24 protein-coding genes and 3 tRNA genes are annotated in these 23,324 nt (G+C 66.0%); 18 read left to right on the top strand and 9 right to left on the bottom strand.

Going from position 1 to position 23,324, the window contains the following annotated elements; all coding sequences use genetic code 11:
- Positions 1-63: 63 nt before the first annotated feature.
- Both metG and EGY25_RS00245 read left to right on the top strand, forming a co-directional pair.
- Entirely contained in the window at positions 64-1,767 is a 1,704-nt protein-coding gene (gene metG / locus EGY25_RS00250; RefSeq protein WP_135193061.1) for a methionine--tRNA ligase, read from the top strand.
- Between the two features lie 22 nt (positions 1,768-1,789).
- Positions 1,790-2,503, top strand: a complete 714-nt coding sequence (locus EGY25_RS00245) for a 2OG-Fe(II) oxygenase (RefSeq protein WP_135193060.1) — start codon at positions 1,790-1,792, stop codon at positions 2,501-2,503.
- On the opposite strand, the gene EGY25_RS00240 is transcribed toward EGY25_RS00245, so the two are convergent.
- Genes EGY25_RS00240 through rlmB form a run of 3 tightly spaced genes read right to left on the bottom strand, consistent with a single transcriptional unit; the run spans position 2,504 to position 4,591 of the window.
- Positions 2,504-2,842 (bottom strand): rhodanese-like domain-containing protein, encoded by a 339-nt coding sequence (locus EGY25_RS00240; RefSeq protein ID WP_135193059.1) that lies wholly within the window; start codon positions 2,840-2,842, stop codon positions 2,504-2,506.
- Complete coding sequence (locus EGY25_RS00235; RefSeq protein ID WP_135193058.1) at positions 2,839-3,660, bottom strand: YjbE family putative metal transport protein; 822 nt, start codon at positions 3,658-3,660, stop codon at positions 2,839-2,841. Before EGY25_RS00235 ends, EGY25_RS00240 begins: the two co-directional genes overlap by 4 nt.
- A gap of 31 nt (positions 3,661-3,691) precedes the next feature.
- Positions 3,692-4,591: a 23S rRNA (guanosine(2251)-2'-O)-methyltransferase RlmB gene (gene rlmB / locus EGY25_RS00230; RefSeq protein ID WP_135193057.1), complete on the bottom strand. Its 900-nt coding sequence runs from the start codon at positions 4,589-4,591 to the stop codon at positions 3,692-3,694.
- Between the two features lie 148 nt (positions 4,592-4,739).
- Here rlmB and EGY25_RS00225 point away from each other — a divergent pair.
- The 10 genes from EGY25_RS00225 to rplA all read left to right on the top strand — a co-directional run bounded on the left by EGY25_RS00225 (position 4,740) and on the right by rplA (position 10,537).
- Positions 4,740-4,823 (top strand) — tRNA-Tyr (locus EGY25_RS00225).
- 80 nt (positions 4,824-4,903) lie between these two features.
- Positions 4,904-4,977: transfer RNA gene (locus EGY25_RS00220), tRNA-Gly, on the top strand.
- 52 nt (positions 4,978-5,029) lie between these two features.
- A complete protein-coding gene (tuf, locus tag EGY25_RS00215) occupies positions 5,030-6,220 on the top strand; it encodes an elongation factor Tu (protein WP_135193056.1) in 1,191 nt (396 codons plus the stop codon).
- Positions 6,221-6,470: 250 nt separating this feature from the next.
- The gene (locus EGY25_RS16820) at positions 6,471-6,605 is read left to right on the top strand and encodes a hypothetical protein (RefSeq protein WP_280643891.1); all 135 of its coding nucleotides are present in this window, start codon (positions 6,471-6,473) and stop codon (positions 6,603-6,605) included.
- Positions 6,606-6,701: 96 nt separating this feature from the next.
- The gene (locus tag EGY25_RS00210) at positions 6,702-8,036 is read left to right on the top strand and encodes a hemolysin family protein (protein WP_209307912.1); all 1,335 of its coding nucleotides are present in this window, start codon (positions 6,702-6,704) and stop codon (positions 8,034-8,036) included.
- A gap of 95 nt (positions 8,037-8,131) precedes the next feature.
- A tRNA-Trp gene (locus EGY25_RS00205) sits at positions 8,132-8,207 on the top strand.
- A 70-nt stretch (positions 8,208-8,277) separates the two neighbouring features.
- Positions 8,278-8,592 (top strand): preprotein translocase subunit SecE, encoded by a 315-nt coding sequence (gene secE, locus EGY25_RS00200; RefSeq protein WP_135193055.1) that lies wholly within the window; start codon positions 8,278-8,280, stop codon positions 8,590-8,592.
- Positions 8,593-8,605: 13 nt separating this feature from the next.
- The gene (gene nusG, locus EGY25_RS00195; RefSeq protein ID WP_135193054.1) at positions 8,606-9,181 is read left to right on the top strand and encodes a transcription termination/antitermination protein NusG; all 576 of its coding nucleotides are present in this window, start codon (positions 8,606-8,608) and stop codon (positions 9,179-9,181) included.
- 231 nt (positions 9,182-9,412) lie between these two features.
- Positions 9,413-9,844 carry a 50S ribosomal protein L11 gene (gene rplK / locus EGY25_RS00190; protein ID WP_135193053.1) on the top strand — a complete coding sequence of 144 codons (432 nt, stop codon included), beginning with the start codon at positions 9,413-9,415 and terminating at the stop codon, positions 9,842-9,844.
- Between the two features lie 3 nt (positions 9,845-9,847).
- The gene (gene rplA, locus EGY25_RS00185) at positions 9,848-10,537 is read left to right on the top strand and encodes a 50S ribosomal protein L1 (protein WP_135193052.1); all 690 of its coding nucleotides are present in this window, start codon (positions 9,848-9,850) and stop codon (positions 10,535-10,537) included.
- Positions 10,538-10,645: 108 nt separating this feature from the next.
- Here rplA and EGY25_RS00180 read toward each other — a convergent pair whose 3' ends face one another.
- Positions 10,646-11,254, bottom strand: coding sequence for an NAD(P)-dependent oxidoreductase (locus EGY25_RS00180; RefSeq protein WP_135193051.1), 609 nt, complete (start codon positions 11,252-11,254; stop codon positions 10,646-10,648).
- A 53-nt stretch (positions 11,255-11,307) separates the two neighbouring features.
- Between EGY25_RS00180 and EGY25_RS00175 the strand changes: the two genes are divergently transcribed.
- The 3 genes from EGY25_RS00175 to EGY25_RS00165 all read left to right on the top strand — a co-directional run bounded on the left by EGY25_RS00175 (position 11,308) and on the right by EGY25_RS00165 (position 13,449).
- The gene (locus tag EGY25_RS00175; protein ID WP_135193050.1) at positions 11,308-11,724 is read left to right on the top strand and encodes a winged helix-turn-helix transcriptional regulator; all 417 of its coding nucleotides are present in this window, start codon (positions 11,308-11,310) and stop codon (positions 11,722-11,724) included.
- Between the two features lie 90 nt (positions 11,725-11,814).
- Positions 11,815-12,876, top strand: a complete 1,062-nt coding sequence (locus EGY25_RS00170) for an AI-2E family transporter (protein ID WP_209307911.1) — start codon at positions 11,815-11,817, stop codon at positions 12,874-12,876.
- Positions 12,877-12,999: 123 nt separating this feature from the next.
- Positions 13,000-13,449 (top strand): NUDIX hydrolase, encoded by a 450-nt coding sequence (locus EGY25_RS00165; protein ID WP_135193048.1) that lies wholly within the window; start codon positions 13,000-13,002, stop codon positions 13,447-13,449.
- A 6-nt stretch (positions 13,450-13,455) separates the two neighbouring features.
- On the opposite strand, the gene EGY25_RS00160 is transcribed toward EGY25_RS00165, so the two are convergent.
- Positions 13,456-14,163 carry a glutathione S-transferase gene (locus EGY25_RS00160; protein WP_135193047.1) on the bottom strand — a complete coding sequence of 236 codons (708 nt, stop codon included), beginning with the start codon at positions 14,161-14,163 and terminating at the stop codon, positions 13,456-13,458.
- Between the two features lie 318 nt (positions 14,164-14,481).
- Here EGY25_RS00160 and rplJ point away from each other — a divergent pair, with 318 nt between their 5' ends.
- Both rplJ and rplL read left to right on the top strand, forming a co-directional pair.
- Positions 14,482-14,997: a 50S ribosomal protein L10 gene (gene rplJ, locus EGY25_RS00155; protein ID WP_135193046.1), complete on the top strand. Its 516-nt coding sequence runs from the start codon at positions 14,482-14,484 to the stop codon at positions 14,995-14,997.
- A gap of 62 nt (positions 14,998-15,059) precedes the next feature.
- The gene (rplL, locus tag EGY25_RS00150) at positions 15,060-15,443 is read left to right on the top strand and encodes a 50S ribosomal protein L7/L12 (protein WP_135193045.1); all 384 of its coding nucleotides are present in this window, start codon (positions 15,060-15,062) and stop codon (positions 15,441-15,443) included.
- 174 nt (positions 15,444-15,617) lie between these two features.
- Here rplL and EGY25_RS00145 read toward each other — a convergent pair whose 3' ends face one another.
- A complete protein-coding gene (locus tag EGY25_RS00145) occupies positions 15,618-16,535 on the bottom strand; it encodes an alpha/beta hydrolase family esterase (RefSeq protein WP_135193044.1) in 918 nt (305 codons plus the stop codon).
- Positions 16,536-16,655: 120 nt separating this feature from the next.
- Here EGY25_RS00145 and EGY25_RS00140 point away from each other — a divergent pair, with 120 nt between their 5' ends.
- Entirely contained in the window at positions 16,656-17,336 is a 681-nt protein-coding gene (locus EGY25_RS00140; RefSeq protein ID WP_135193043.1) for a type 1 glutamine amidotransferase domain-containing protein, read from the top strand.
- A 161-nt stretch (positions 17,337-17,497) separates the two neighbouring features.
- Here EGY25_RS00140 and EGY25_RS00135 read toward each other — a convergent pair whose 3' ends face one another.
- The 3 genes from EGY25_RS00135 to EGY25_RS00125 all read right to left on the bottom strand — a co-directional run bounded on the left by EGY25_RS00135 (position 17,498) and on the right by EGY25_RS00125 (position 23,290).
- On the bottom strand, positions 17,498-19,474 hold the full coding sequence (locus EGY25_RS00135) for a M61 family metallopeptidase (RefSeq protein WP_135193042.1): 1,977 nt from the start codon (positions 19,472-19,474) through the stop codon (positions 17,498-17,500).
- 112 nt (positions 19,475-19,586) lie between these two features.
- Positions 19,587-21,074 (bottom strand): Ppx/GppA phosphatase family protein, encoded by a 1,488-nt coding sequence (locus EGY25_RS00130; RefSeq protein WP_135193041.1) that lies wholly within the window; start codon positions 21,072-21,074, stop codon positions 19,587-19,589.
- Positions 21,074-23,290 carry an RNA degradosome polyphosphate kinase gene (locus EGY25_RS00125; RefSeq protein ID WP_135193040.1) on the bottom strand — a complete coding sequence of 739 codons (2,217 nt, stop codon included), beginning with the start codon at positions 23,288-23,290 and terminating at the stop codon, positions 21,074-21,076. The genes EGY25_RS00130 and EGY25_RS00125 overlap by 1 nt, the downstream gene beginning before the upstream one ends.
- Positions 23,291-23,324: the final 34 nt, after the last annotated feature.

The raw sequence follows: 23,324 nt of genomic DNA, 5'->3' as shown, positions 1-23,324 counted from the left end.
GAGAGGTGACGTCGCCGCTTCCGCTCTCTATATCCCTGCGCTTCCCCGAACTCCTGGACGATCATGGCCCGCATCCTCATCACCTCGGCGCTGCCCTACATCAACGGCATCAAGCACCTGGGGAATCTGGCGGGCTCGATGTTGCCGGCCGACGTCTGGGCGCGGTTCAAGCGAGCCCAGGGTCATGAGGTGCTTTATATCTGCGCCACCGACGAGCACGGCACCCCGGCCGAGCTGGCCGCCGCCGCCGCCGGCCAGGACGTGCGCACCTATTGCGACGAACAGCACGAGATCCAGAAGGCCGCTGGTCAGGCTTTCGGCCTGAGCTATGACTGGTTCGGCCGGTCGTCGAACCCGCAGAACCATCGCCTGACCCAGCATTTCGCCGAGGCGCTGGAGAAGAACGGCCTGATCGAGGAGCGGGTGGATCGGATGATCTATTCGATCGATGACGCGCGCTTCCTGCCCGACCGTTATGTCGAGGGGACCTGTCCCCATTGCGGCCATGTCGGCGCGCGCGGCGACCAGTGCGACAACTGTGGACGCCTGCTGGACCCAACCGATCTGATCGATCCCTATTCGTCGGTGTCGGGGTCCAAGAACCTGGAGGTTCGCGACACGCGTCACCTCTATCTGTTGCAGACCAAGATCGAGCCCCAGATCCGCGCCTGGGTCGACGGCAAGAGCGGCTGGCAGGTGCTGGCCAAGTCCATCGCCTACAAGCATCTGGACGAGGGGCTGATCGACCGGGGCATCACCCGCGACCTGGCCTGGGGCGTGCCGGTGTTGAAGGACGGCTTCCCCCGTCCGGGCATGGAGGACAAGGTCTTCTATGTCTGGTTCGACGCCCCCATCGAATATATCGCCGCGACCGAGGAATGGGCTGAGGCGACGGGTGGATCATGGCGTGACTGGTGGCGTCTGGACGAGGGGGCCGAGGACGTTCGCTACGTCCAGTTCATGGGCAAGGACAATGTCGCCTTCCATACTGTGTCGTTCCCGGCCACCATCATCGGCTCGGGCGAGCCTTGGAAGACGGTGGACCAGCTGAAGGCCTTCAACTGGCTGAACTGGTACGGCGGCAAATTCTCGACCAGCCAGAAGCGCGGCGTCTTCATGGACCAGGCGCTGGAGTTGCTGCCGGCCGACTACTGGCGCTGGCGCCTGACGGCCTATGGGCCGGAGCACGCGGATTCGGCCTTCACCTGGGAGGATTTCCAGGCCTCGACCAACAAGGATCTGGCCGATGTGCTGGGCAATTTCGTCAACCGGATCGTCAAATTCGCTGAGTCGAAGTTCGACGGCGTCGTGCCGGATGGCGGCGAGCCCGGGCCGGTCGAGGTTCAGCTGGAAGCCGACATCAAGGCGGGGATCGCCGAGGCGACCGAACAGTTCGAGGCCATGGAGTTCAGGAAGGCGGCCCAGGCCCTGCGCGCCGTCTGGGTGCTGGGCAACGAATACCTGCAGGTCGCCGCGCCCTGGACAGCGCTGAAGACCGACCGCGACCGCGCGGCTGTGGGCGTGCGCACCGGCTTGAACCTGGTGGCCCTGTTCGCCCGTCTGGCGGCGCCGATCCTGCCGTTCTCGGCCGAGAAGATCGCCGCTTCGGTGGGTGTCAGCGACCTGAGCTGGCCCGGTGCGGACGAGGATGTACTGAACGTCCTGACCGTCGGTCAGCCTGTGGCGGCGCAAGGCGTGCTGTTCGCCAAGATCGAGGACGCCCAGGTGGCGGAGTGGTCCGAACGCTTCGGCGGCGCGGACGCCTGATCGGGCGGGTAGGGGATATGCGATGACGCCGACCCTCACGCCCCTGACCGACGAACGGCGCGCCGCGATTCGTGAGCGGTTGGCGCGCACCGGCCGGGCGCAGATCGACGGCGTCCTGGCCCCGAACGACGCTCAGGGACTTTATGAGGCGGCGACGACCGCCGACTACAATGTCGTGACGCGGCGCGGGACGGGGCATGTCGATCTGCCCGGAGCCTGGCTGGCGTCTCTGACGCCGGATCAAAAGCAGGGCCTGGGGCAGGCGGTGCAGGTCTCGGCCCAGACCGACTTTCAGTATCTGTACGACAACCATCCCATCTACGATCTGGTCGAGGCGGGGCAGGCGGCGCCGGTGTGGTCCGACCTGCTGGCCTTCCTGAACGGCGAGGCCTTCCTGGACCTGATGCGAGACGTGACCGGCGAGCCGCGCATCGCCCTGGCCGACGCGCAACTGACCCGCTATCGCGCGGGCCATTTCCTGACCGAGCATGACGACCATGCGGACGGCAAGAGCCGCTTCTTCGCCTATGTGCTGAACCTGACGCCCGCCTGGCGGATCGAGTGGGGCGGCCTGCTGGCCTTCCACAGCGCCGACGGCAATGTGGCGGAGGCCTTCACCCCGCGCTTCAACACCCTGAACCTGTTGAAGGTGCCGACGCCCCATTCGGTGACGCAAGTCGCCCTGTCGGCGGCGGCGGACCGGATATCGGTTACGGGGTGGTTGAGGGGCCTCTGATCAGGCCTGTTCCGCGACGATCACAGGCAGGCCGGCGGCGTGCCAGGCCTGGATACCGCCGGTCAGGTTGAACAGAGGCTGGCCGTCGGGGCCGGTCGGGCCGACGAAGGCGCAGACCTGGTGGCTGCGGCCGCCCTTCAAGCACTGGACGACGATCTTCTTGTCGGCCGGCAGGTCCAGCGCCTCCCAGGCGGCGGGCATCTGGCTGAGCGGGGCCAGGATGGCGCCGTCGATGCGCGCGGCGGCGAACTCGTCCGGCTCGCGCACATCGATCAGGATCGCCTCGCCGGATTGCAGCCAAGCGGCGGCCTCATCGACCGTGACCGTTGCGACCGTCATGCCGCGGGCGCCGCAGCCGGGGCCGTCGGTTCGGCAGGCGCCGGGGTCGGGCTGTCTTCGGTGCGCCTCTGGCCCAGGTGTTTGGCGGCTTCCTCGGGACTGATCTCGATGAAGGCCGGGGCCGAGGCGTTGAACTCGTCCATATGGCCGGTGCGGACCACCACCTGACGGGCGCCGTCCCAGATCATGTGCACGGCGACATACAGAACTACGACCAGGCCGACGTAACCGATCCAGCGATAGCGATGCAGCAGCTTGGCGATGAAGGTGGCGGCCAGACCCATCAGGGCGATCGACATAATCAGGCCGAAGACCATGATCCACGGATGGTCATGGGCGGCGCCGGCGACGGCCAGCACATTGTCCAGCGACATGGTCAGGTCGGCGATCATGATCTGCAGCAGGGCGGCGCCGAAGGACTTGCGCTTCAGGCCCAGCTCTTCGGGCGACGGGCCGGAGCCGTGCTCGATGCTCATGGCCAGTTCGAGTTCTCTCTCGGCCTCGGCCTGGTCGTGGGTGCGCTGCTCCTGCAGTTCGCGCCACATCTTCCAGCAGACCCACAGCAGCAGAAGACCGCCGGCCAGCAGCAGGCCGACCAGGGCCAGAAGCTGGACCGTGATCAGCGCAAAGCCGATCCGCATCACGACGGCGGCGGCCAGGCCGATCAGAATGGCCTTCTTGCGCTGTTCCTGGGGCAGGGCGGCGGCGGCTAGGCCCACGGCGACGGCGTTGTCGCCCGCCAGGACCAGATCCATCAGAAGGACCTGGCCCAGAGCGGCGGCCTGGCTGGCGAATTCGGGAGACGAGAAAAATTCCATTTCCGCTCTCTAACGCCGGTGCGACCTTCTGTCAGCCGCGTTGAGCGCGAGACGCCTCATAAAGGGCGACGGCGGCCGCATTGGAGACGTTCAGGCTCTCGAATCCGCCCGGCATGGGGATCTTGGCCAGCACGTCGCAGTGCTCGGCGACCAGGCGGCGGATGCCGTCGCCCTCGGACCCCATCACCAGGACGGTCGGCTGACGGTCCAGCGCCTCTTCCAAAGTCTGCTCGCCCGTCCCGTCCAGACCCACCGCACGCCAGCCCAGGTCGGCCAGCCGCTCCAGCGCGCGCGACAGGTTGGTCACCCGGGCATGGGGCAGGCGTTCGGTGGCGCCGACAGCCGCCTTGGCCAGGGCGCCGGCCAGGGCGGGGGCATGGCGATCCTGAACGATGATTCCCCGCGCGCCAAAGGCCAGGGCCGAGCGGAAGATGGCGCCGACGTTCTGCGGATCGGTCAGCTGGTCCAGCATGACGATGATCCCCCCTTCTCCAGGTTTGGGCGCCGGATCGGCCAGCTCTTCCAGCGACACGCCTTCCAGCGGCTGGACCTTGAAGGCCAGACCCTGGTGAACGGCGCCGGGGGGCAGCATCCGGGTCAGGGCCTGGACCTCGACAACCTCGATCTTGTGGCCGTGGGCCAGTTTGCCCTCTTCGATCTCTGCGGCGCGCTCGGCCGTGGCCAGCAGGCGACCCGTGCCGCGACGCGCGGGATTCGCCAGAGCGGCCAGAACCGGGTGACGGCCCCACAGAAAATTATCGGCGTCCGACTTGTTCCGATCCGGCGCACGGGGCGGGCGGGGCGCATCGTCGCGCCCGGAAAAGCCTTGTGCAGCGGGCTTTTGACCCTTGTCGCGCGGCCCCTCGGGCCGGTTTCCGAAGACCGGTTTTTTACCGCTTTTACGGTCGTTGCGTTCTGTTTTCGACGACACTATAAGACGCCCTCCGATTTGGAGCCCCAAGGGCTTTCGGGTCTGGGCGCCCCCTCTATCCTAGAGGAGGCGACAAGCCGAAGGCTTTTGTTTCGTCCCGCTTCTTTATAGCGGAAACGAGGGGTCCGACGGTTCGACAAGGCGCGCTGGGGGAATGTCCCGAGTGGCAAAGGGGGGGGACTGTAAATCCCCTGCGTAAGCTTCGTAGGTTCGAGTCCTACTTCCCCCACCACGCGCCTTGACGGATACGACGGATCAGGACGACGGAGAGGAACCGGCTGCGGCGTTCCAAAGAACTTCCGCAGTCTCCGCGCGGGTATAGCACAATGGTAGTGCAGCAGCCTTCCAAGCTGAGGATGTCGGTTCGATCCCGTCTACCCGCTCCAGGTTTTTTGATCAGCATCGCGCCCCTCAACCCGGGCCATCAGGAGTTTGGCCATGGCCAAGGAAAAGTTCGAACGGAACAAGCCGCACTGCAACATCGGCACGATCGGCCACGTTGACCACGGCAAGACCACGCTGACGGCTGCGATCACGATGACGCTGGCGAAGGCCGGTGGCGCGAAAGCTATGGCCTATGCCGACATCGACGCTGCGCCGGAAGAAAAGGCCCGCGGCATCACCATCAACACCGCGCACGTGGAATATGAGACGGCCAACCGTCACTACGCCCACGTCGACTGCCCCGGCCACGCCGACTATGTGAAGAACATGATCACCGGCGCCGCCCAGATGGACGGCGCGATCCTGGTGGTTTCGGCCGCTGACGGCCCGATGCCGCAAACGCGCGAGCACATCCTGCTGGCCCGTCAGGTCGGCGTGCCGGCCCTGGTGGTCTTCATGAACAAGGTCGACCTGGTCGACGACGAAGAACTGCTTGAGCTGGTCGAGATGGAAGTGCGCGAGCTGCTTTCGTCGTACCAGTTCCCCGGCGACGATATTCCGATCACCAAGGGCTCGGCCAAGGCCGCGACCGACGGCGTAAACCCGGAAATCGGCGAACAGCGCGTTCTGGCCCTGATGGAAACCGTCGACGCCTACATCCCGCAGCCGGAACGTCCGGTCGACCTGCCGTTCCTGATGCCGGTCGAAGACGTGTTCTCGATCTCGGGCCGCGGCACCGTGGTCACGGGCCGCGTCGAAAAGGGTATCGTCAAGGTCGGTGAAGAAGTCGAAATCGTCGGCATCCGTCCGGTCCAGAAGACGACCTGCACGGGCGTGGAAATGTTCCGCAAGCTGCTGGACCAGGGTCAAGCCGGTGACAACGTCGGCGTTCTGCTGCGCGGCACCAAGCGTGAAGACGTCGAGCGCGGCCAAGTGCTGTGCAAGCCGGGCTCCATCACCCCGCACACCAAGTTCCTGGCCGAAGCCTACATCCTGACCAAGGAAGAAGGCGGTCGTCACACCCCGTTCTTCACGAACTATCGCCCGCAGTTCTACTTCCGCACGACGGACGTGACGGGCATCGTTCACCTGAAGGAAGGCGTCGAGATGATCATGCCCGGCGACAACGCTGAGCTGAACGTCGAACTGATCACCCCGATCGCCATGGATCAGGGCCTGCGCTTCGCCATCCGTGAAGGCGGCCGCACCGTCGGCGCCGGCGTCGTGGCCAAGATCGTCGAGTAGTCAGAGCGGCCTCAAGTCGCGAGCCTCCGCGAGGCGAGCATAGGCCGAACAAAACAGTAAGCGTAACAGAGCGGCCCCCGGCGAAATCCGGGAGCCGTTTTGCTGTCGGGTCAGGATCACGGCGGCGACGGCGTTCACGCGATCGGAGAGGGGGAGGGAGGTGGTCGTTCGCCATTTGGGCGAGCCGTCTTGCCAGCGACCGGGAACCGGGGTTTACGTTCGGTACGGACGTTAACTTTTCGGTAACCAAATGCGACGCGCCATCCGCCTGGGTCTTTTCATCGGCACCGTTCTGGGCATGAGCGCCTGCGCGACCCAGTATGACGCCGACGGTCGGCCGGTATCGGGGGCCTATGGTTCGGTCGATGCGGGACGGGCGGGCTGAGGCTCAAAGGAAAACGTAGCGCTGGACGCGATCCTGCCCTAATGTAGCGATGCGGACGCCGGATGTTGCGCCGCGTCGGTCCCCACACCCCCCTAGATGTTACTCATCGCTATTGTCGTCGTTCTGCTCCTGGTGGTGCTTAACGGCTTGTTCGCCATGACTGAATTGGCGGTCGTCTCCTCGCGGAAATCCAAACTCCAGGCGAGGGCGGAACGGGGAGACCGGGGGGCCAGGGCGGCGTTGAAGCTGTCCGAAGAACCGACTCAGTTCCTGTCCGCCGTCCAGGTCGGCATCACCCTTATCGGCATTCTGGCGGGCGCCTATGGTCAGGCGACCATCGCGGGCGAGCTGGATCGTATTCTAGAAGTCGCCTTTCCGGCGCTGATCGCCTACACCGAATTCTTCGCCACGGCCCTGGTGGTCGTGTGCATCACCTATGTCTCGCTGATCGTCGGCGAACTGGTGCCCAAACGGATCGCCTTGATCTTTCCGGAAGCGGTGGCGTCCAAGATGGCGGGGCCGATCTCCAAGATGGCGATCGTGCTGAAGCCGTTCGTGCTGCTGCTGACCGCCTCGACCTCGGGCATTCTCAAGCTTCTGGGCGTCAAGGACCGCGACGGTTCGGACGTGACCCAGGAAGAGGTGGCGACCATCCTGGCGGAAGGCACTTCGGCCGGCCTGATCGAGCCCGAAGAACAGGTGATGATCGAGGAAATCCTGCGTTTGGGCGACCGCCCTGTGCGGGTGGCCATGACGCCGCGCCACGACGTCTTCTGGATCGCGCTGGACGATCCCGAGGAAGTGTTGCGCGAAGAGATACGCACCTGCCCCTATTCGCGGATCGTGGTGGCGCGCGAGAGCGACGTCGATAATCCGCTGGGCGTGGTCCACAAGAAGGACCTGCTGGACAGCCTGCTGACGCACGGCAAGTTCGACATCGAGCCCCTGGTTGCGGAACCGGCCTTCATCCCGCAATCGACCTCGGTGTTGAAGGCCTTGGAAATCCTGAAGGGCTCCAAGGTCCATATGGCCTTCATCGTCGACGAATACGGCGCCTTCGAAGGCGTGGTGACGGCGACCGACATCCTGGAAATGATCGCCGGCGACTTCAACGAGGGTCACGACGAGGAACAGGCCTGGATCCATCAGCGCGCCGACGGCAGCTGGCTGGTCGATGGTCAGACGCACCTGGACGAACTGGCTGACAAGCTGGGCGAGGATTTCGGCGATCACGAGGGCTACCACACCGTCGCGGGCCTGATTCTGCACCAACTGTCGCGCGTGCCGGACGAGGGCGAAGTGGTCCAGGTCGGCCGATTCGAGGTCGAGGTCGTCGACATGGACGACCGCCGCATCGACAAGCTGATCTTCAAGGAACTGATCCACGCTCAGGAAGAGCGGGACGCCATCGCCGCGCACAAGGAAGACTAGGTGGAAGTGTCATATCGCCCTTGAAATGCAGGGCGGTGTGGGGCATACGCCCCCCTCTGGCGAACGCACGGACCTGAGGGTTCGAGCGGTTGTCTAGGAGTTTAGCTCAGCTGGTAGAGCACCGGTCTCCAAAACCGGGGGTCGTGGGTTCGAGTCCCCCAACTCCTGCCAATCCCCCCTGTCGCTTCCGGATGGGACTTCCCATCTGGGGCGACAGGAACAATTGTGTGAAGAGCAACTGATGGCCAAGGCCAAAACTCCCGGCAAGCGGCCTCAGGGCAGCGCAAAGCCCCAGATGGGCGCCAAGCCCCAGGCGGCCGGCGCCGCCGCCATCACGGTCGATTCGCCCGAGCCCAAGAAGCCTCGCACCAGCCCCGGCCAATTCTTCAGCCAGGTTCGCGCCGAGGGCCGCAAGATCGTCTGGCCCAGCCGCAAGGAGACCTGGATCACCTCGGTGATGGTCTTCATCATGGTGATCATCGCCGCGATCTTCTTCTGGATCGTGGACACCGGCCTGGGCTTCGCCTTCCGCTACATCATCGCTCTCGGATCCTGAGAAAGACGCGCCCATGACCGATGCAGCGCCCGCAAAGCCCGCCAATCCGCGCCATAAGTGGTATATCGTCAACGCCTACTCGAACTTCGAGAAGAAGGTCGCCGAGCAACTGCGTGACCAGGCCAAGCAGCAGGGCCTGGAAGACGCCTTCTCCGAAATCCTGGTTCCGACCGAGGACGTCGTCGAGATCCGTCGCGGCCGCAAGGTGAACTCGGAACGCAAATTCTTCCCCGGCTATGTGCTGGTGAAGATGGAAATGACCGACCAGGCCTATCACCTGGTCAAGAACACCCCGAAGGTCACCGGCTTCCTGGGCGCCGCGGGCGGCACGAAGCCCCTGCCGGTCTCGGAACGTGAAGTTCAGAACATCATCGGCCAGGTGGAAGAGGGCGTCGAACGTCCCAAGCCCACCATCCGCTTCGACATCGGCGAGAAGGTCAAGGTCATCGACGGCCCGTTCGCCAGCTTCGACGGTTCGGTCGAGAGCGTGGACGAAGAACACGCCCGTCTGCGCGTCGCCGTTTCCATCTTCGGCCGCGCCACGCCGGTCGAGCTGGAATACGCCCAGGTGGAGAAGGTTTCGGGCTGAGGCTCCTACACCTGTCGCGATTTTGAGCCGCGTCCGAAAGGGCGCGGCTTTTTCGTTTTCGGTGTCGCAAGGACGCCGGCCTGTTTGCCTTTCCAGCCCCCCTCTGTTACACGCGCGCCTTCGCTCGGCGGGCCTCGGTTCGTGGAGCGTCAAATCCGTGGGAGGCAGCCATGCCGCACCACGGCTCACCGGCCCTGCGTTCGTTCGTCGGGTCATTCATAGGAGAGACCAATGGCCAAGAAGATTCTCGGCTATATCAAGCTGCAAGTGCCGGCCGGTTCGGCCACGCCTTCGCCCCCGATCGGCCCCGCTCTGGGTCAACGCGGCGTGAACATCATGGGCTTCTGCAAGGAGTTCAATGCGCGCACCGAGAAGGAAGCCAAGGGCACCCCGCTTCCGACCGTGATCACCGTCTATCAGGACAAGTCGTTCACCTTCCTGACCAAGACGCCGCCGGCGACCTGGTACCTGAAGCAGGCCACGGGCCTGAAGTCGGGCTCCAAGCTGGTCGGCCGTGAAACGGCCGGTACGGTCAAGGTTTCGCAGCTGCGCGAGATCGCTGAAAAGAAGATGAAAGATCTGAACGCGAACGACCTCGACGCCGCGACCAAGATCATCGAAGGCTCCGCCCGCGCGATGGGCCTCGAAGTGGTGGAGGGCTAAACCATGGCCAAGCAAACCAAGGCTCAAAAAGCCCGCACCGGCGTCAGCCAAGACCTGCTGCCGTTCTCCGACGCCATCAAGCTGGCCAAGGAAAACGCCAAGTCGAAGTTCGACGAATCCCTTGAGATCGCCGTCAACCTGGGCGTCGATCCCCGTCACGCCGACCAACAGGTCCGTGGCGTGGTGAACCTGCCGTCGGGCACCGGCCGTGACGTTCGCGTCGCCGTCTTCGCCAAGGACGCCAAGGCCGCCGAAGCCACCGCAGCGGGCGCCGAACACGTCGGCGCCGAAGATCTGTACGAGAAGATCGCCGGCGGCTTCATGGAGTTTGACCGCGTGATCGCGTCGCCGGACATGATGGCCCTGGTCGGCCGTCTGGGTAAGGTGCTGGGCCCGCGCGGCCTGATGCCGAACCCCAAGGTCGGCACCGTGACCCCGAACGTGGCCCAGGCCGTCAAGGACGCCAAGGGCGGCGCCGTCGAGTTCCGCGTCGAGAAGGCGGGCATCGTCCACGCCGGCATCGGCAAGGTCTCGTTCACGCAAGACGCCCTGGAAGCCAACGTGAAGGCCATCGTGGACGCCCTGGTGCGTTCCAAGCCGTCGGGCGCCAAGGGCACCTATGTGAAGCGCATCAGCCTGTCTTCGACGATGGGCCCGGGCATCAAGGTCGACCCGTCCTCGCTGGGCGCCTGATAGGCTCTCGCGAAACGGCCTCATGTAGCGCGCAAGCGCGATAGGCCAAAAAGAATGAAGGCCCCGGAGAGCGATCTCTGGGGCCTTTTTCTTTGGACAAGAAGCGGATCAGTAGGCGGCCGTGAAGCGGGCGCGGCTGTGCCGGGGGTTTTCCAGTTCATCGACCATGGCGACGGCGTAGTCCGAGAAGCCGATCTTGCTGTCGCCCTTGTCGTCCACGACCAGTTGGTCAGTTCCGGTGCGGAAATGGCCTAGGCGGGGCGTTTCCTCGATCACGGCGGCGGGCGAGAAGAAGGTCCAGTCGATGTCCGTCTCGTGGCGCAGGGCGTCCAGGAAGACGATGCCGCCCTGGGCGAAGGTCTTCCACTCCTCGGGGAACTCGGGCGTATCGATCAGGCGAACGCCGGGCGCGACCTCCAGGCTGGCGGCGCCGCCGGTGACCAGCAGGCGAGGCACGCCGGCGGTCTTGAGCGCGTTCAGCAGGGTTTCGGCGGGCACATCGAAATGCAGGGCGCTGATGACGGCGTCCGATCCTTTGATCAGGTCGGCCAGTGCGGCGGCGTCCGAGGCGTCGCCTGCCACAGGCGTAACGCCGTCGGCGGCGGGGATGGCCTCGGGCTTGCGGGCGATGGCGGTGACGGCGTGACCGCGCGCGTCCAGTTCCTTGGTGATTTCCGAGCCGGCGCGACCGCTGGCGCCGAGGACTGCGACTTTCATGGAAGGCTCCTTTGGGTATCCAATGGATACCAGGTGCGCTATGGGATGCGGCCATGCAAGACGGCACCTTTCACACACTTGGTCACCTGCAGGAAACCTGGACGCGCGGCGACGTGTTCGCGGCGAACTGTCCGACGCGGCAGTTGCTGGACCGGATCGCGGACAAGTGGAGCACCCTGATCCTGATCGTGCTGGGCGAGGGGCCCATCCGCTTCAACGCCCTGAAGCATCGGATCGATGGCGTGTCGCAGAAGATGCTGAGCCAGACGCTGAAGTCGCTGGAGCGCGACGGCCTGGTGTCGCGCAGCGTCGTGGCGACCGTGCCGGTGTCGGTGACCTATGCGGTGACCCCGCTGGGCCGCACCCTGATGGCGGCGATGCAGTCCATGATCGACTGGGCCGAGACGCAAATGCCCCAGGTCGCGGCGGCCCAAACGGCCTACGACGCGCGGTCGCCCGACCCCCACTGACTTTATTATCGGGTGCGGCGAACGGCCACGCTCGATCGGCGTTCCTGTCGCGACCTTGAAGGGGGCGATATGTTCGGACTTGGAAAATTGATGGGCGACAAGCCCGGCGTGAGCGGCGGCGACCCGTGGAAAGGGCGACTGGCGTTCGGCGCCATTGTGCTGGTCTCGGCCTATTTCGCCGTCCAGCTGATCGTGACCCTGCAGACGCTGTGGCTGCTGATTTTCGGAGCCATCGTCGTCGCGGTGGTTCTTCGCGCCCTGGCCGATCCCATCGTGCGCTGGCTGAAGGCGCCGGATCCGTTGGCGGTGTTTCTGTCGCTGCTGATCGTGGCCGGTGTGCTGGCGGGTATACTGACCCTTTTCGGCGCCCAGATCACCGAGCAGGTCGTGGCGCTTTCCGCCGTGGTGCCGCAAGGCTGGAACAAGGTGCAGTCCTGGATCCAGGCCCAGCCCTACGCCGCCCAACTGTTCGAGCAACTACAGGGTTTGGGCGATCGGGCCGGCCAGGCGTTGCAGGTGGCGCAAAAGTTTGCGCTGGGCTTCGCCTCTGGCGTGACCACCCTGGTTCTGGTCATCGTCGCCGGCGTGTTCCTGGCCATCGAACCGGCAAAGTCGCGCGAGGGTTTGCTGTCGATGGTGCCGATGGACCGTCGGCCGCGCCTGCGCGAAGTGCTGAACAGTTGCGGCAAGGCCTTGAAGGGTTGGCTCAAGGCGCAACTGTTCTCGATGGTGCTGGTCGGCACGCTGACGGGCGTAGGTCTGGCCATCATCGGCGTTCCCTCGGCCCTGGGCCTTGGGCTGCTGACGGGCCTTGCGCAGTTCGTGCCCATCGTCGGACCCATCGTCTCGACCGTTCCGGCGGTTCTGGTGGGGGCGACCCAAGGGTGGGAGACCGCCCTGATGACCCTGGCCCTCTATGTCGTGGTGTCCCAGCTGGAGAGCAACTTCATCACGCCGATGGTTCAGAAGAACGTGGCCAACCTGCCGGTCGTGCTGGGCATCTTCGCCGTGGTGGGGATCGGCACCCTGTTCGGGCCGCTGGGCGTTCTGTTCGCCACGCCGCTGGCCCTGGTGCTGCATACCCTGATCACCATGCTTTATCGGCAGGATGTGCTGGGAGATCCCGATGCAAAGGCGCCTGGCGAAAAATAGGACGTATGCGTCGCTTCGCTTGACGCGGGCGACGCGATCACCTTTGGAACGGGCTGATCCTTTCGCTGGTGCAAAACGTCGCATGGCCTGTCTCAAGACCCGACCCTCTCGGAACCTCGCCTGATGGCGTCGGGCGTCAAACGCACCGCGCGATCAGAGACCCGTCAGGGGGCCGCCCTGCCGTGGCGCCTGACGGATGGCGGCCGTCAGATCCTGATGATCACGTCGCGCGAGACCCGCCGCTGGGTCATCCCTAAAGGCGGGCGTATGGTCGGCAAGACCGATCCCGAGGCGGCGGCGCAGGAAGCTATGGAAGAGGCCGGGGTGCGTGGCGAGATGGACCCCACCTCCATCGGCGTCTTCCGCTATGCCAAGGGTCTGAAGGACGGCGGCGTGCGCCAGTGCGTGGTGTCGGTCTATCCGCTTGAAGTGCTGGTCCAGCTGGGCGCCTGGCCCGAGGCCCACCAGCGCGAGCGCCGCTGGATGAGCCTGAGCGAGGCGGCGGACCTGGTGCACGAACCGGACCTGGCTGCCCTGATCCGCGACTTCGACGCCACGCCCCTGGAAGATTGAGCGACCTCAGCCGTCCAGTTCGGGATAGCGGCGGAAGATGCCGTCTTCGTTGAACGGGATGCGCCGCGGGCTGGCCAGATAGGCGGCGAGGCGGGGCAGGGCGGCGACGCGGTCGCGGACGGCGACCACGTGGGGCGTCGTCTTCAGGACGCGCGTCGACGCCTTGGGAAAGGCGTAGGTCAGGCCTTCGACCACCTGGAACAGCGACAGGTCGGCATAGGTCAGTCGGTCGCCGACCATCCAGTCCGAGCCTTGCGGGTTTCGGTCCAGCACCTGTTCGGCCCAACCCAGGAATTTGGCGATCCGATCCTTGCGGAACCCCTCGGCGCGGCGGGCGGCTTCGGGCTTCTGGTCGTCGTAATAGGCCATCAGATCGACGGGGTGGTGGGTGTCGTGCGCCTCGGCGACCAGGTCGGCCAGGGTCAGCTGGATCTGGTTCAGCCAGGCGCGATCGCTGTCGCCGTTCGGGCTGAGGCCCAGTTGCGGACCCAGCCAGGCCAGGATGGCCGCGACCTGTCCGACGGTGCGGTCGCCCAGGCGCACGAAGGGCGGGGCGAAGGGCGGCGTGGCGGCGTCCTTCATCAGCCTCATCATCGCCTTGCCGTCGTCCTGGCGCGAGACATCGACATAGTCGGCGCCGGCCGCCTCCAGCGCCAGGCGGACGAATTCGCCCCGTCCCTGGATGGTCGGCCAATAGTAGAGTTCATACGCCATGCGATCCCTGCCTTGATTTCCGTGATCCGTCCCTGTAAGAGCGCCGCTTCCCGTCACAGGTTCATTCCTTTGACGGTCCTGTCCGAGAACTTCGGGGCGTGGGGGTCACCCAGGCCATAACTGTCAGAGAGCCCTCTGACGCCGTGGGGAGATGGGGACGCGACCCTGCGCTGTCAGCCCGCATTCCGGGACGGACGCCGTCAGACGCATCCTTCGGACAATACGACCGGCTTTAACGCTTCGCGGCGACGCGGCGCGCTTTGGCCAATCCGTCGTCGGGAATAAGCCCGGCGGCGAATACCAAGACTGGAGACCGCAATGGACCGCGCTCAAAAAGCCGAGTCGATCGAAACGCTCAAGGGCGTATTCGCCGACGCCGGCTCCGTGGTCGTGACCCAAAACCTGGGTCTGACCGTTGCGGAAATGGAAGATCTGCGTGGTCGTCTTCGTAAAGAAGGCGGCGCGTTCAAGGTGGTCAAGAACCGCCTGGCGCTGAAGGCGCTCGAAGCCGAAGAAGGCAGCGAATTCCACGGCCTGTTCAAGGGTCCCGTGGGCATCGCCTATTCCGAGAACCCCGGTACGGCCGCCAAGGTCGCTACCGAGTTCGCCAAGGCCAATGATCGCTTCAAGATCATCGGCGGCTTCATGGGCGACACCGTCGTCGATCAGAAGGGCGTGGAAGTTCTTTCCAAGCTCCCGACGCTCGACGAAGTCCGCAGCCAACTCATCGGCCTGCTCAACGCGCCTGCGACTCGTATCGCCGGCGTGCTGCAAGCACCCGCCGGTCAGCTGGCTCGCGTGTTCAACGCCTACGCCACCAAGGAAGCCGCGTAAGCGGCCCAGCCTTTCATCTCTGCATCACTCTCTAAAACCAATCCTCCGAAGGAAAACTGACAATGGCTGACCTCGCCAAGATCGTCGAAGACCTGTCCGCTCTGACCGTTCTCGAAGCTGCTGAACTGTCGAAGCTGCTTGAAGAAAAGTGGGGCGTCAGCGCCGCTGCTCCCGTCGCCATGGCTGCTCCGGCTGCCGGTGGCGGTGCTCCGGCTGAAGCTGCCGAAGAGCAAACCGAATTCACCGTCGTCCTGCTGGACGGTGGCGACAAGAAGATCAACGTGATCAAGGAAGTCCGTGGCGTGCGTTCGGACCTGGGTCTGAAGGAAGCCAAGGACCTGGTCGAAGGCGCTCCGCAGAACGTCGTCGAGAACGTCTCCAAGCAGAACGCCGACGAAGTCGCCAAGAAGCTGACCGAAGCCGGCGCCAAGGTCCAGATCAAGTAAGATCTGACTTTCGGCATTTGCTGAATATCGGAAAGACCCGGCGGGAAACCGCCGGGTCTTTTTGTTTGGCCTATCGCAAGTCTTTGCTGGGCCTATCGCGCTCCGCGCTACTTGAGGCCCGGCGCGACTTGAGGCCGATCGGTGACTGGAGTGAGGCGCCGCCCTTGCTTCACCTCAGTTCTGCGGGCGTGTCCGCGCGGCCAAGAAGGCCCAGAGGGCGTCGTTGTCGGCGACCCAGCTGTGGCCGCCGCCGGCGGTGATGCGGCCCACCACGTCCGCGCCGTCGCGGCAGGTGGCGTAGCCTTCCTCGTAGACTTTGTCGGCGACCCAGCGGGTGTCGCGGATTTGGGTGCAGCCGTTGATCTGGGCCCAGCGCTGTTCGGCGGCGTGCATGGTGTAATGCCAATAGCCCGCGCCGCCGCCCTGGATCGGATTGGTCGTGTCCGCGTCGCCGGCGAAGGCGATGACCGGCATGGGGCGCGAGGGGCGGCAGGTGGCGGGATCGGGCTCCTCGGGGCGGTCCTTCCTCGGATTGCCGGCGCGCAGGCCCACGACCGGCGCAATGGCGGCGAACCGGTCGGCGGCGACGCATCCCAGCCAGGACGTCATCCGCCCGCCGCCCGACAGGCCGGTGGCATAGACGCGGCTGTCGTCGACGCAGCCCTGATCCGCCAGATAGCGGATGGCGGTCGTCAGATAGGCGACATCGTCGGCGTCGTTGGGGCCGGGAACCGCGCCGGTGATGGTCGGGACGCCGGGAATGTTCCAGACGAAGCCTCGCTCGACCGGGATGCCGGCGTCGGGCGCGGCGACGATGAAGCCGTGTCGGTCCGCCGTCGCGGCAAGGTCGGACGAGGCCAGCATCTTATCGCCCGTGCCGCCGCTGCCGTGCAGCAGGAAGACCAGGGGCGCGGGTTTGCTCGGATCGAAACCGGCGGGCAGGTGGATCAGCATCGTGCGGCCGGTGCGGCCGATGGCGACGGCCTGGGTCGCGCCCGCTTGCCCGATGCCGCAGGGCGCCGACGCCTGGGCGGTTTGACTGAAGGTCATCAGGCCCAGCAGGGCGGCGAACAGGCCGATCCAGCGCTTCATGCGATTTCGCCTCTCGTGAATGCAGCCGGCAGGGTGGGGGGATTTCGCCGTGGAAGCCAGCCTTGAGGGGCGGCGTGCGGCTTCCCATCTGTGGACACCCCAAGAGACGGAGCCTTTCCTATGAACATCCTGCTGGTGCTGACGTCGCACGATCAACTCGGCGACACGGGCAAGAAGACCGGCTTCTGGCTGGAAGAGCTGGCGGCCCCCTATTACGCGCTGAAGGATGCGGGCGCTGAGGTCGTGCTGGCCTCGCCCAAGGGCGGACAGCCGCCGCTGGACCCCAAGAGCGACGACGCCGACGCCCAGACCGACGACACGCGCCGCTTCAAGGCCGACGCCGAAGCGCAAGCTGCCCTGGCCTCGACCGTCGTTCTGTCCTCGGTGAAGGCCGATGATTTCGACGCCGTCTTCTATCCCGGCGGTCACGGGCCGCTGTGGGACCTGGCCAATGACGCGGACTCCATCGCCCTGATCGAGGCTTTCGCCAAGGCCGACAAGCCAACCGGCTTCGTCTGTCATGCGCCGGGTGTGCTGAAATCCGTGACCGGCGCGGACGGCAAGCCGCTGGTCCAGGGGCGCAAGGTGACGGGCTTCACCAACTCCGAAGAGGATGCCGTGGGTCTGACGGACGTGGTCCCGTTCCTGGTCGAGAACGTGCTGATCGCCAATGGCGGCGACTATTCCAAGGGCCCGGACTGGGGCTCGTATGTGCAGACCGACGGCAAGCTGGTGACCGGCCAGAACCCGGGCTCGTCGCGTGAAGCGGCCGAGGCGCTGCTGGGGCTTTTGAAGGCGTAGAACGACCGTCTCCTCCCCGTCGCGAAGCGATGGGGAGGTGGCGCGGCGCCTCTTGCGCCGTGACGGAGGGGCTCTTTTAAGTCGCCACGGCCGTCTGTGGGACTTCAAGAGCCCCTCCACCGCTACGCGGTCCCCCTCCCCACGAGTGGGGAGGAGACGTGTTAGCGCCGCCTGGGCGCGAGGATGTCCGACAGGCGGTCCGGCGCGCCTTCGATCCGCTCCAGGCGCGGGTAACGCAGGCCATCGTGGTAGGCGAAGGCCACCGTGCGGAAGCGGTCGCCGGATTTCAGCAGCAGTTCGAGGGGGGCGTCGGTCCCTTTCGCGGCGGTCACGGCGTCGCGCAAAGCCTCGGCCGAGCCGGCCTTGCCGTTGACGGCGACCAGGCTCCAGCCGGCGCCGATGCCTTGCTCGAAGGCCGGGCCGCCCCAGCGGATATTGGTCAGCTTGTCCGCCGCCAGGGTGAAGCCCAGCGAATACTGGAAGTCGTTGGCCCAGCCGGTCTGAACCGACTTTTCCGCCGCCGACGGCGTGTCGGTGTAGGTCAGGCGCCAGCCGCCGCGTTCGATCCCGGCCAGGGGCGCCTTGGCGTCCGGCCCGACGGCGTCGAGGCGGCTGCGCAGAAACTCGGCCCAGTCGTGCGGATAGACGGCGTTCAGGGCCGCGACCACATCCTCGAACCGATAGCCCTGGGGCGCCCATTCGCCGTCGTCGTGGCCGAAGAAGCCCTTGGCGAAGTCGTCGAGCGACTTTCGCCCGTTCGTGCCCTCGCGGATCAGGGTGTCGGCGTCCAGCCAGACCAGCAGGCTTTCGCGGTAATAGTCGCCGGTGCCGCGCATCCACGAGGTGAACTGGCCCGGCACGCGATAGCCCAGCAGATTGTGGTTGTTGGTGTCCTGAAGCGCGCGCCACTCGCGGCCCGGCTGTTCGTCATAGAAGGCCGCGACATTGGCCAGGGTGGCCAGCGCGACCTCTTTGGAATGCAGGCCCGCGCGGGCGGCCAGCACGTCGCCCCAGTATTCGGTCTGACCTTCATAGACCCACAGCAGCGTGTTCTGGGTCGGGACGTTGTGGTTGGCGGTCAGCTCGTCCGCCGGGCGCATGAACTTGCCGTTCCAGGAGTGGGTGTATTCGTGCGGCAGCAGGCCCCGGTCGCCGGCGCTCTTGGTCCAGTCGGTGAAGAAGCCGGGGGCGCCGGTGTTCTCAGAACTGCGGTGATGCTCCAGCCCGATGCCGCCCATCTGGTCGGTCAGGGCGAACAGGAACTCGTAGTTGTCGAAGTGGCGGGCGCCGAACAGGCGGTCGGCCTGCTGGACCATGTTTTCGTACAGCTTCAGCTGCTCGTCTGTGGCGGCCAGGCCCTTGGCCTCGTCAGCCAGCAGGTTCAGGTGGACGCGGTCGCCGCTGGGGTCGATGTCCACGCGGCGATAGTGGGCGCCGGCGAAGATGGGGCTGTCGATCAGGGTGTAGAGGTCGGTCGTCGCAAAGGTCGCCACGTCGCCGTCTTGCGAGGCCGTGCTCAGGGCCGTGCCGTATTTCCAGCCGGTGGGCAGGACCACGCTCGGGGCGACCTGGATCTGGCGGCTGAAATAGCCTGCCGGATAGAGGATGGCCTTCTCCCACTGCAGATTGACCATGGCCGGGGTCATCAGCACGCGCCAGTTGGAACTGTCGGGCTGGGTCAGCTGCTGGAAGGCGACGTCGATGCTGGTGACGCCCGCCGGGATGTCGAGATGGAAAGCGTAGGGATCCAGCGTGTCGCGCAGCCATTCGATCCGCTGACCGTCGGCGGTCACGGTCAGGCCGGAGATCAGCTGGATCGGGCCGGTGGCGGCGTGGTTGCCGGGCAGGAACTTCGGGTAGAGCAGGGTCAGCGGGCCGGGGCCGGCGACGGGAATGGTCTGGCTGACGCTGATGATGCGGCGGTCCAGATCGGTGATGTCGGCGCGGTACTGGATGACGCCTGGATAGGGCTTGTCCTGGGGCGCGGGGATGGCCGGCTGGGCGCGGGGCAGGGCCAACGGCGCCTGGGTCGCATCGGTGACGACGGGCGTGGACTGGAAGGTCTGGGCCATCGCTGGCGCGGCGGCGGCCGTCATCAGAACGGCGAGGCAGGCGGCGGTCAGGCGGGTACGCGGCATCAGGTCATCCGGGTCGGCAGGGGAAGCCGCACCGTCGGGGGCGGGGCGCGATGCGTCAAGCGTGGCGTTGTGTCTCCTCCCTACGAAGTGGGGAGGAGACGGGGCGGTAAGCCTAGATCTTCAGTCCCAGATCCATCGCCTCGGCTAGGGCCTTGGCGCGCTTCTTGGTCTGTTCGCCCAGCAGAACGTCGGCATAGCCTTCGGTCGCCGTCAGGCGCAGGTCGCCGCCTTTCACCCGCGCGGTCGCATTGGCCAGCAGTTGCGGCGAGCGGCCCGACAGGTCGCAGGCCAGGCGGATGGCCAGACCGATAGCGCGGGCGCGTTTGGCGGCGTCGTCGCTCAGCAGCCGCTCGATGATCTCGGGCTGGGGCGTAGCCGGGCCGCCGCCGTAGCGGGCGTTCAGGGCGCTGGCCAGGAAGGCGCGCTCGACGTGGCTGATGCCTGCGACCGGCGCGCGCAGCACCTGGTCGAACACCAGTTCCAGCCGGTGATCCGGATGCAGCCGCGCGCCCAGGTCCGCCAGGCGACAGGCGGCGGCGACCAGGACCGCGTCGCGTTCCTCGCCGAACACGGCGGGCAGGGCGGCGACGATCTCGGAAATCCAGCCGTTCAGCGCGCCGGGCAGGGCCGGGGCCACGCCCTGTCGTCCGCCCAAGGCCCTGCAGCCGGCCAGCAGCGGATCGGCCGTGCGCGTCGCCTCGTCCAGCGTCTCGAACAACAGGCCCTCGCGCACGCCCCACGCGGACATCTCGATCGATTTCAGGCCCAGGTGCTGGATCAGCCCCTCCAGCACCAGTCCGGCGTATGGCAGGGTCTCGGCCCGCTTCTTGGACACGCCGGGCAGTTTCGCCAGGCTCGCGACCGACTGCTGGGCGACCAACCGCGCGGTCTCCAGCGCGTCTTCGGCCGACATCTGATACTGATGCACCACCCTCAGCGGATAGGCTTTCAGCGTCATCTGCACCTGGGCCAGGGTGCGCCAGGCGCCGCCGACGGCATAGAGGCGATCGCTCTGGAACTGGGCCGCGACGGGTTTCAGCGCCTGGTCGATCCGGGCCTTGATGCGATCGGCGTCGAACCCCTTGCCGTCGGCTAAAGCGAACGGCCCCAGCGGCAGGGTCAGGCCGTGCTCGACGCCGTTTCCGTTCAGTCGGGTCAGCTCCAGGCTGGCCCCGCCCATGTCGGCCGAGACGCCGTGCGCCAGGGGGGCGCCGGCCAGAACGCCCATGGCCGCGTATTTCGCCTCTTCCTCGCCGGTGAGGACGCGGATGTTCAGACCGGTCTCGGCGGCGACACGCTGGCAGAACTCCGGCCCGTCGATGGCTTCGCGCACGGCGGCGGTGGCGGCGATCAGGGTCGCATCAGGCCGCACGCCTTCCAGCACGGCGGCGAAGCGGCGCAGCGCCGTCATCGCCATGACCACGCCCTCGGGCGACAGCTTGTGCGTCGTCGGCAGGTCGCGGCCCAGGCCAGCCAGCACCTTCTCGTTGAAGACGGTCCAGATCGCCCGGCCCTCCAGCCGGTACAGCACCAGCCGCACCGAGTTGGAACCGATGTCGATCGCGGCGATGTCGCGGTCGGTAAGCGTGATGTCGGGCATCAGCGGCCGGGACGCTCGTAACGCAGGACGGCAGGCAGGCTCTTGGCCTTGCGGCCGCGTCCCGACAGGCTGGGATTGGTCATGAAATATTTGTGGGCCGAGAAAGGCCGCTCCGGGTCCGCTGGGGTGACGCGTGTATAGCGCCCTTCCGCGTCCAGAACCCAGCTTTGCGCGTCATCCTTCAGATTGGCGACCATGATCTGGTCCAGCACCTGGTCGTGGACGGTGGCGTTGCGGATCGGCGTCATCAGCTCGACCCGGCGATCCAGGTTGCGCGTCATCCAGTCGGCCGAGGAGATGAAGACCTTGGCCTTGTCGTGCGGCAGGTCCTTGCCGTTGGCGAAACAGACGATTCGGCTGTGCTCCAGGAAGCGGCCGACGATGGACTTGACCCGGATATTCTCCGACAGGCCCGTCACACCGGGCCGCAGGCAGCAGATACCGCGCACGACCAGATCGATGCGCACGCCCCACTGGCTGGCGCGGTACAGGGCGTCGATGATCTCGACATCCACCAGCGAGTTCAGCTTGACCCAGATGGCGGCGGGCTTGCCCATGGCGGCGGCCGACATCTCCTTGCCGATCAGGTCGATCAGCGTGGATTTCATGTTCAGCGGCGAGACGACCACGGTCTCCAGATGGTCCGGCGTGGCGTATCCGGTGATGTAGTTGAACACCTTGGTCGCGTCGCGCCCCAGCACGGGATCGCAGGAGAACAGCGACAGGTCGGTGTAAACCTTGGCCGTGACCGGGTGATAGTTGCCGGTGCCGAAGTGGCAGTATGTCTTCAACGCCTCGCCCTCGCGCCGCACGACGACGCTCAGCTTGGCGTGGGTCTTGTATTCGACGAAGCCGAAGACGACGTGGACGCCGGCCCGCTCCATCGCCCGCGCCCAGCGCAGGTTGGCCTCCTCGTCGAACCGCGCCTTCAGCTCGACCAGGGCGGTGACGTTCTTGCCGTTCTCGGCCGCCTCGATCAGGGCCGCGACGATGGGGCTGTCCTTGGAGGTGCGATACAGCGTCTGTTTGATGGCGATGACGTTGGGATCGCGCGCCGCCTGACGCAGGAACTGCACCACCACGTCGAAGCTTTCGAACGGGTGGTGGATCAGCAGATCCTTCTCGCGGATGGCGGCAAAGACATCGCCGCCGTTGTCGCGCACGCGCTCGGGATAGCGGGGCTCGTAACCCTTGAACTTCAGGTCCGGGTGGCCGCCGCCGATCAGGTCCGACAGCTGGGCCAGACCCAGCATGCCGTCGACCAGAACCACGTCCTGAGGCGCGGCCTCCAGCTCGCCGACGATGAAGTCGCGCAGGTCTGACGGCATGGACGCCTCGATCTTGACCCGGACGACCGAGCCCAGACGACGCTGCTTCAGCGCCTCCTCGAACTCCAGCACCAGGTCCTCGGCCTCTTCCTCGATCTCGATGTCCGAATCGCGGATCAGGCGCAGCACGCCCTTCTCCATGACGTCACAGCCGGGGAACAGATGGTCGATGAACAGCAGCAGCACGTTTTCCAGCGTGATGAACCGCTTGTGCCCCGGCGTGGACCGGCCGTCGGTGGGCAGTTGCCAGAACCGCTGCACCTGGGTCGGCACCGGCACCAGCGCGTAGAAGGTCTTGGTCTCGCCCTTGCGCTTCAGCTTCAGCGCCAGCGAGAAGCCCAGGTTGGGCAGGAAGGGGAAGGGGTGCGCCGGGTCGATGGCCAGCGGGGTCAGGACCGCGAACAGCTGGTTCAGGAACTCGGGCTCCAGCCGATCCTTCTCGGTCTTGGTGATCTTCTGGCGATCGACCACCTCGATGCCGGCCGTGGTCAGTTCCTTCTTCAGCTGACGCCAGCGCAGCTGCTGCTCGGCCATCAGTTCGCCGGCGGCGATGTTGATCTGTTCCAGCTGTTCGGCGGGCGTCAGGCCGTCGGCGGACAGGACGCGCACGCGCTCGCGCAACTGGCCCTTCAGGCCGGCGACGCGGGTCATGAAGAACTCGTCCAGGTTATTGGCCGAAATGGACAGGAACCGCAGCCGCTCCAGCAGCGGGTGATTGGGGTTCGCCGCCTCTTCCAGCACGCGCTCGTTGAACGCCAGCCACGAGATCTCCCGATTGAAGAACCGGGTGGGCGAGGCCATCAGCTCTTCGCTCAGCGCCAGTTGAGGGGCGCGAGAGGCGGGAACTTCCTCGCCTCGGGTGTCGTCGTGGATGGCGGCGTCGGTCATGACCCGGTTCTCGCCCGCGTCTGTGACGGCCGCA

Origin of the sequence: Brevundimonas intermedia, from assembly GCF_004614235.1 — a bacterium.
Classification (GTDB): Bacteria; Pseudomonadota; Alphaproteobacteria; order Caulobacterales; family Caulobacteraceae; genus Brevundimonas; species Brevundimonas intermedia_A.
Note: the sequence above shows the minus strand (reverse complement) of the source record. Positions and strands in the feature narration are given on the sequence as shown.

Excerpts from the sequence above, each read along its gene's own strand:
- EGY25_RS00160 (WP_135193047.1), bottom strand. The coding sequence starts at position 14,163 with ATGGCGTATGAACTCTACTATTGGCCGACCATCCAGGGACGGGGCGAA.
- EGY25_RS00235 (WP_135193058.1), bottom strand. The coding sequence starts at position 3,660 with ATGGAATTTTTCTCGTCTCCCGAATTCGCCAGCCAGGCCGCCGCTCTG.
- tuf (WP_135193056.1), top strand. The coding sequence starts at position 5,030 with ATGGCCAAGGAAAAGTTCGAACGGAACAAGCCGCACTGCAACATCGGC.
- EGY25_RS00130 (WP_135193041.1), bottom strand. The coding sequence starts at position 21,074 with ATGCCCGACATCACGCTTACCGACCGCGACATCGCCGCGATCGACATC.
- rplL (WP_135193045.1), top strand. The coding sequence starts at position 15,060 with ATGGCTGACCTCGCCAAGATCGTCGAAGACCTGTCCGCTCTGACCGTT.
- rplA (WP_135193052.1), top strand. The coding sequence starts at position 9,848 with ATGGCCAAGCAAACCAAGGCTCAAAAAGCCCGCACCGGCGTCAGCCAA.
- EGY25_RS00145 (WP_135193044.1), bottom strand. The coding sequence starts at position 16,535 with ATGAAGCGCTGGATCGGCCTGTTCGCCGCCCTGCTGGGCCTGATGACC.
- EGY25_RS00170 (WP_209307911.1), top strand. The coding sequence starts at position 11,815 with ATGGGCGACAAGCCCGGCGTGAGCGGCGGCGACCCGTGGAAAGGGCGA.
- EGY25_RS00175 (WP_135193050.1), top strand. The coding sequence starts at position 11,308 with ATGCAAGACGGCACCTTTCACACACTTGGTCACCTGCAGGAAACCTGG.
- EGY25_RS00165 (WP_135193048.1), top strand. The coding sequence starts at position 13,000 with ATGGCGTCGGGCGTCAAACGCACCGCGCGATCAGAGACCCGTCAGGGG.
- nusG (WP_135193054.1), top strand. The coding sequence starts at position 8,606 with ATGACCGATGCAGCGCCCGCAAAGCCCGCCAATCCGCGCCATAAGTGG.
- secE (WP_135193055.1), top strand. The coding sequence starts at position 8,278 with ATGGCCAAGGCCAAAACTCCCGGCAAGCGGCCTCAGGGCAGCGCAAAG.
- metG (WP_135193061.1), top strand. The coding sequence starts at position 64 with ATGGCCCGCATCCTCATCACCTCGGCGCTGCCCTACATCAACGGCATC.
- rplK (WP_135193053.1), top strand. The coding sequence starts at position 9,413 with ATGGCCAAGAAGATTCTCGGCTATATCAAGCTGCAAGTGCCGGCCGGT.
- EGY25_RS00180 (WP_135193051.1), bottom strand. The coding sequence starts at position 11,254 with ATGAAAGTCGCAGTCCTCGGCGCCAGCGGTCGCGCCGGCTCGGAAATC.
- EGY25_RS00140 (WP_135193043.1), top strand. The coding sequence starts at position 16,656 with ATGAACATCCTGCTGGTGCTGACGTCGCACGATCAACTCGGCGACACG.
- EGY25_RS00125 (WP_135193040.1), bottom strand. The coding sequence starts at position 23,290 with ATGACCGACGCCGCCATCCACGACGACACCCGAGGCGAGGAAGTTCCC.
- EGY25_RS00240 (WP_135193059.1), bottom strand. The coding sequence starts at position 2,842 with ATGACGGTCGCAACGGTCACGGTCGATGAGGCCGCCGCTTGGCTGCAA.
- EGY25_RS16820 (WP_280643891.1), top strand. The coding sequence starts at position 6,471 with ATGCGACGCGCCATCCGCCTGGGTCTTTTCATCGGCACCGTTCTGGGC.
- EGY25_RS00135 (WP_135193042.1), bottom strand. The coding sequence starts at position 19,474 with ATGCCGCGTACCCGCCTGACCGCCGCCTGCCTCGCCGTTCTGATGACG.
- EGY25_RS00245 (WP_135193060.1), top strand. The coding sequence starts at position 1,790 with ATGACGCCGACCCTCACGCCCCTGACCGACGAACGGCGCGCCGCGATT.
- EGY25_RS00210 (WP_209307912.1), top strand. The coding sequence starts at position 6,702 with ATGTTACTCATCGCTATTGTCGTCGTTCTGCTCCTGGTGGTGCTTAAC.
- rplJ (WP_135193046.1), top strand. The coding sequence starts at position 14,482 with ATGGACCGCGCTCAAAAAGCCGAGTCGATCGAAACGCTCAAGGGCGTA.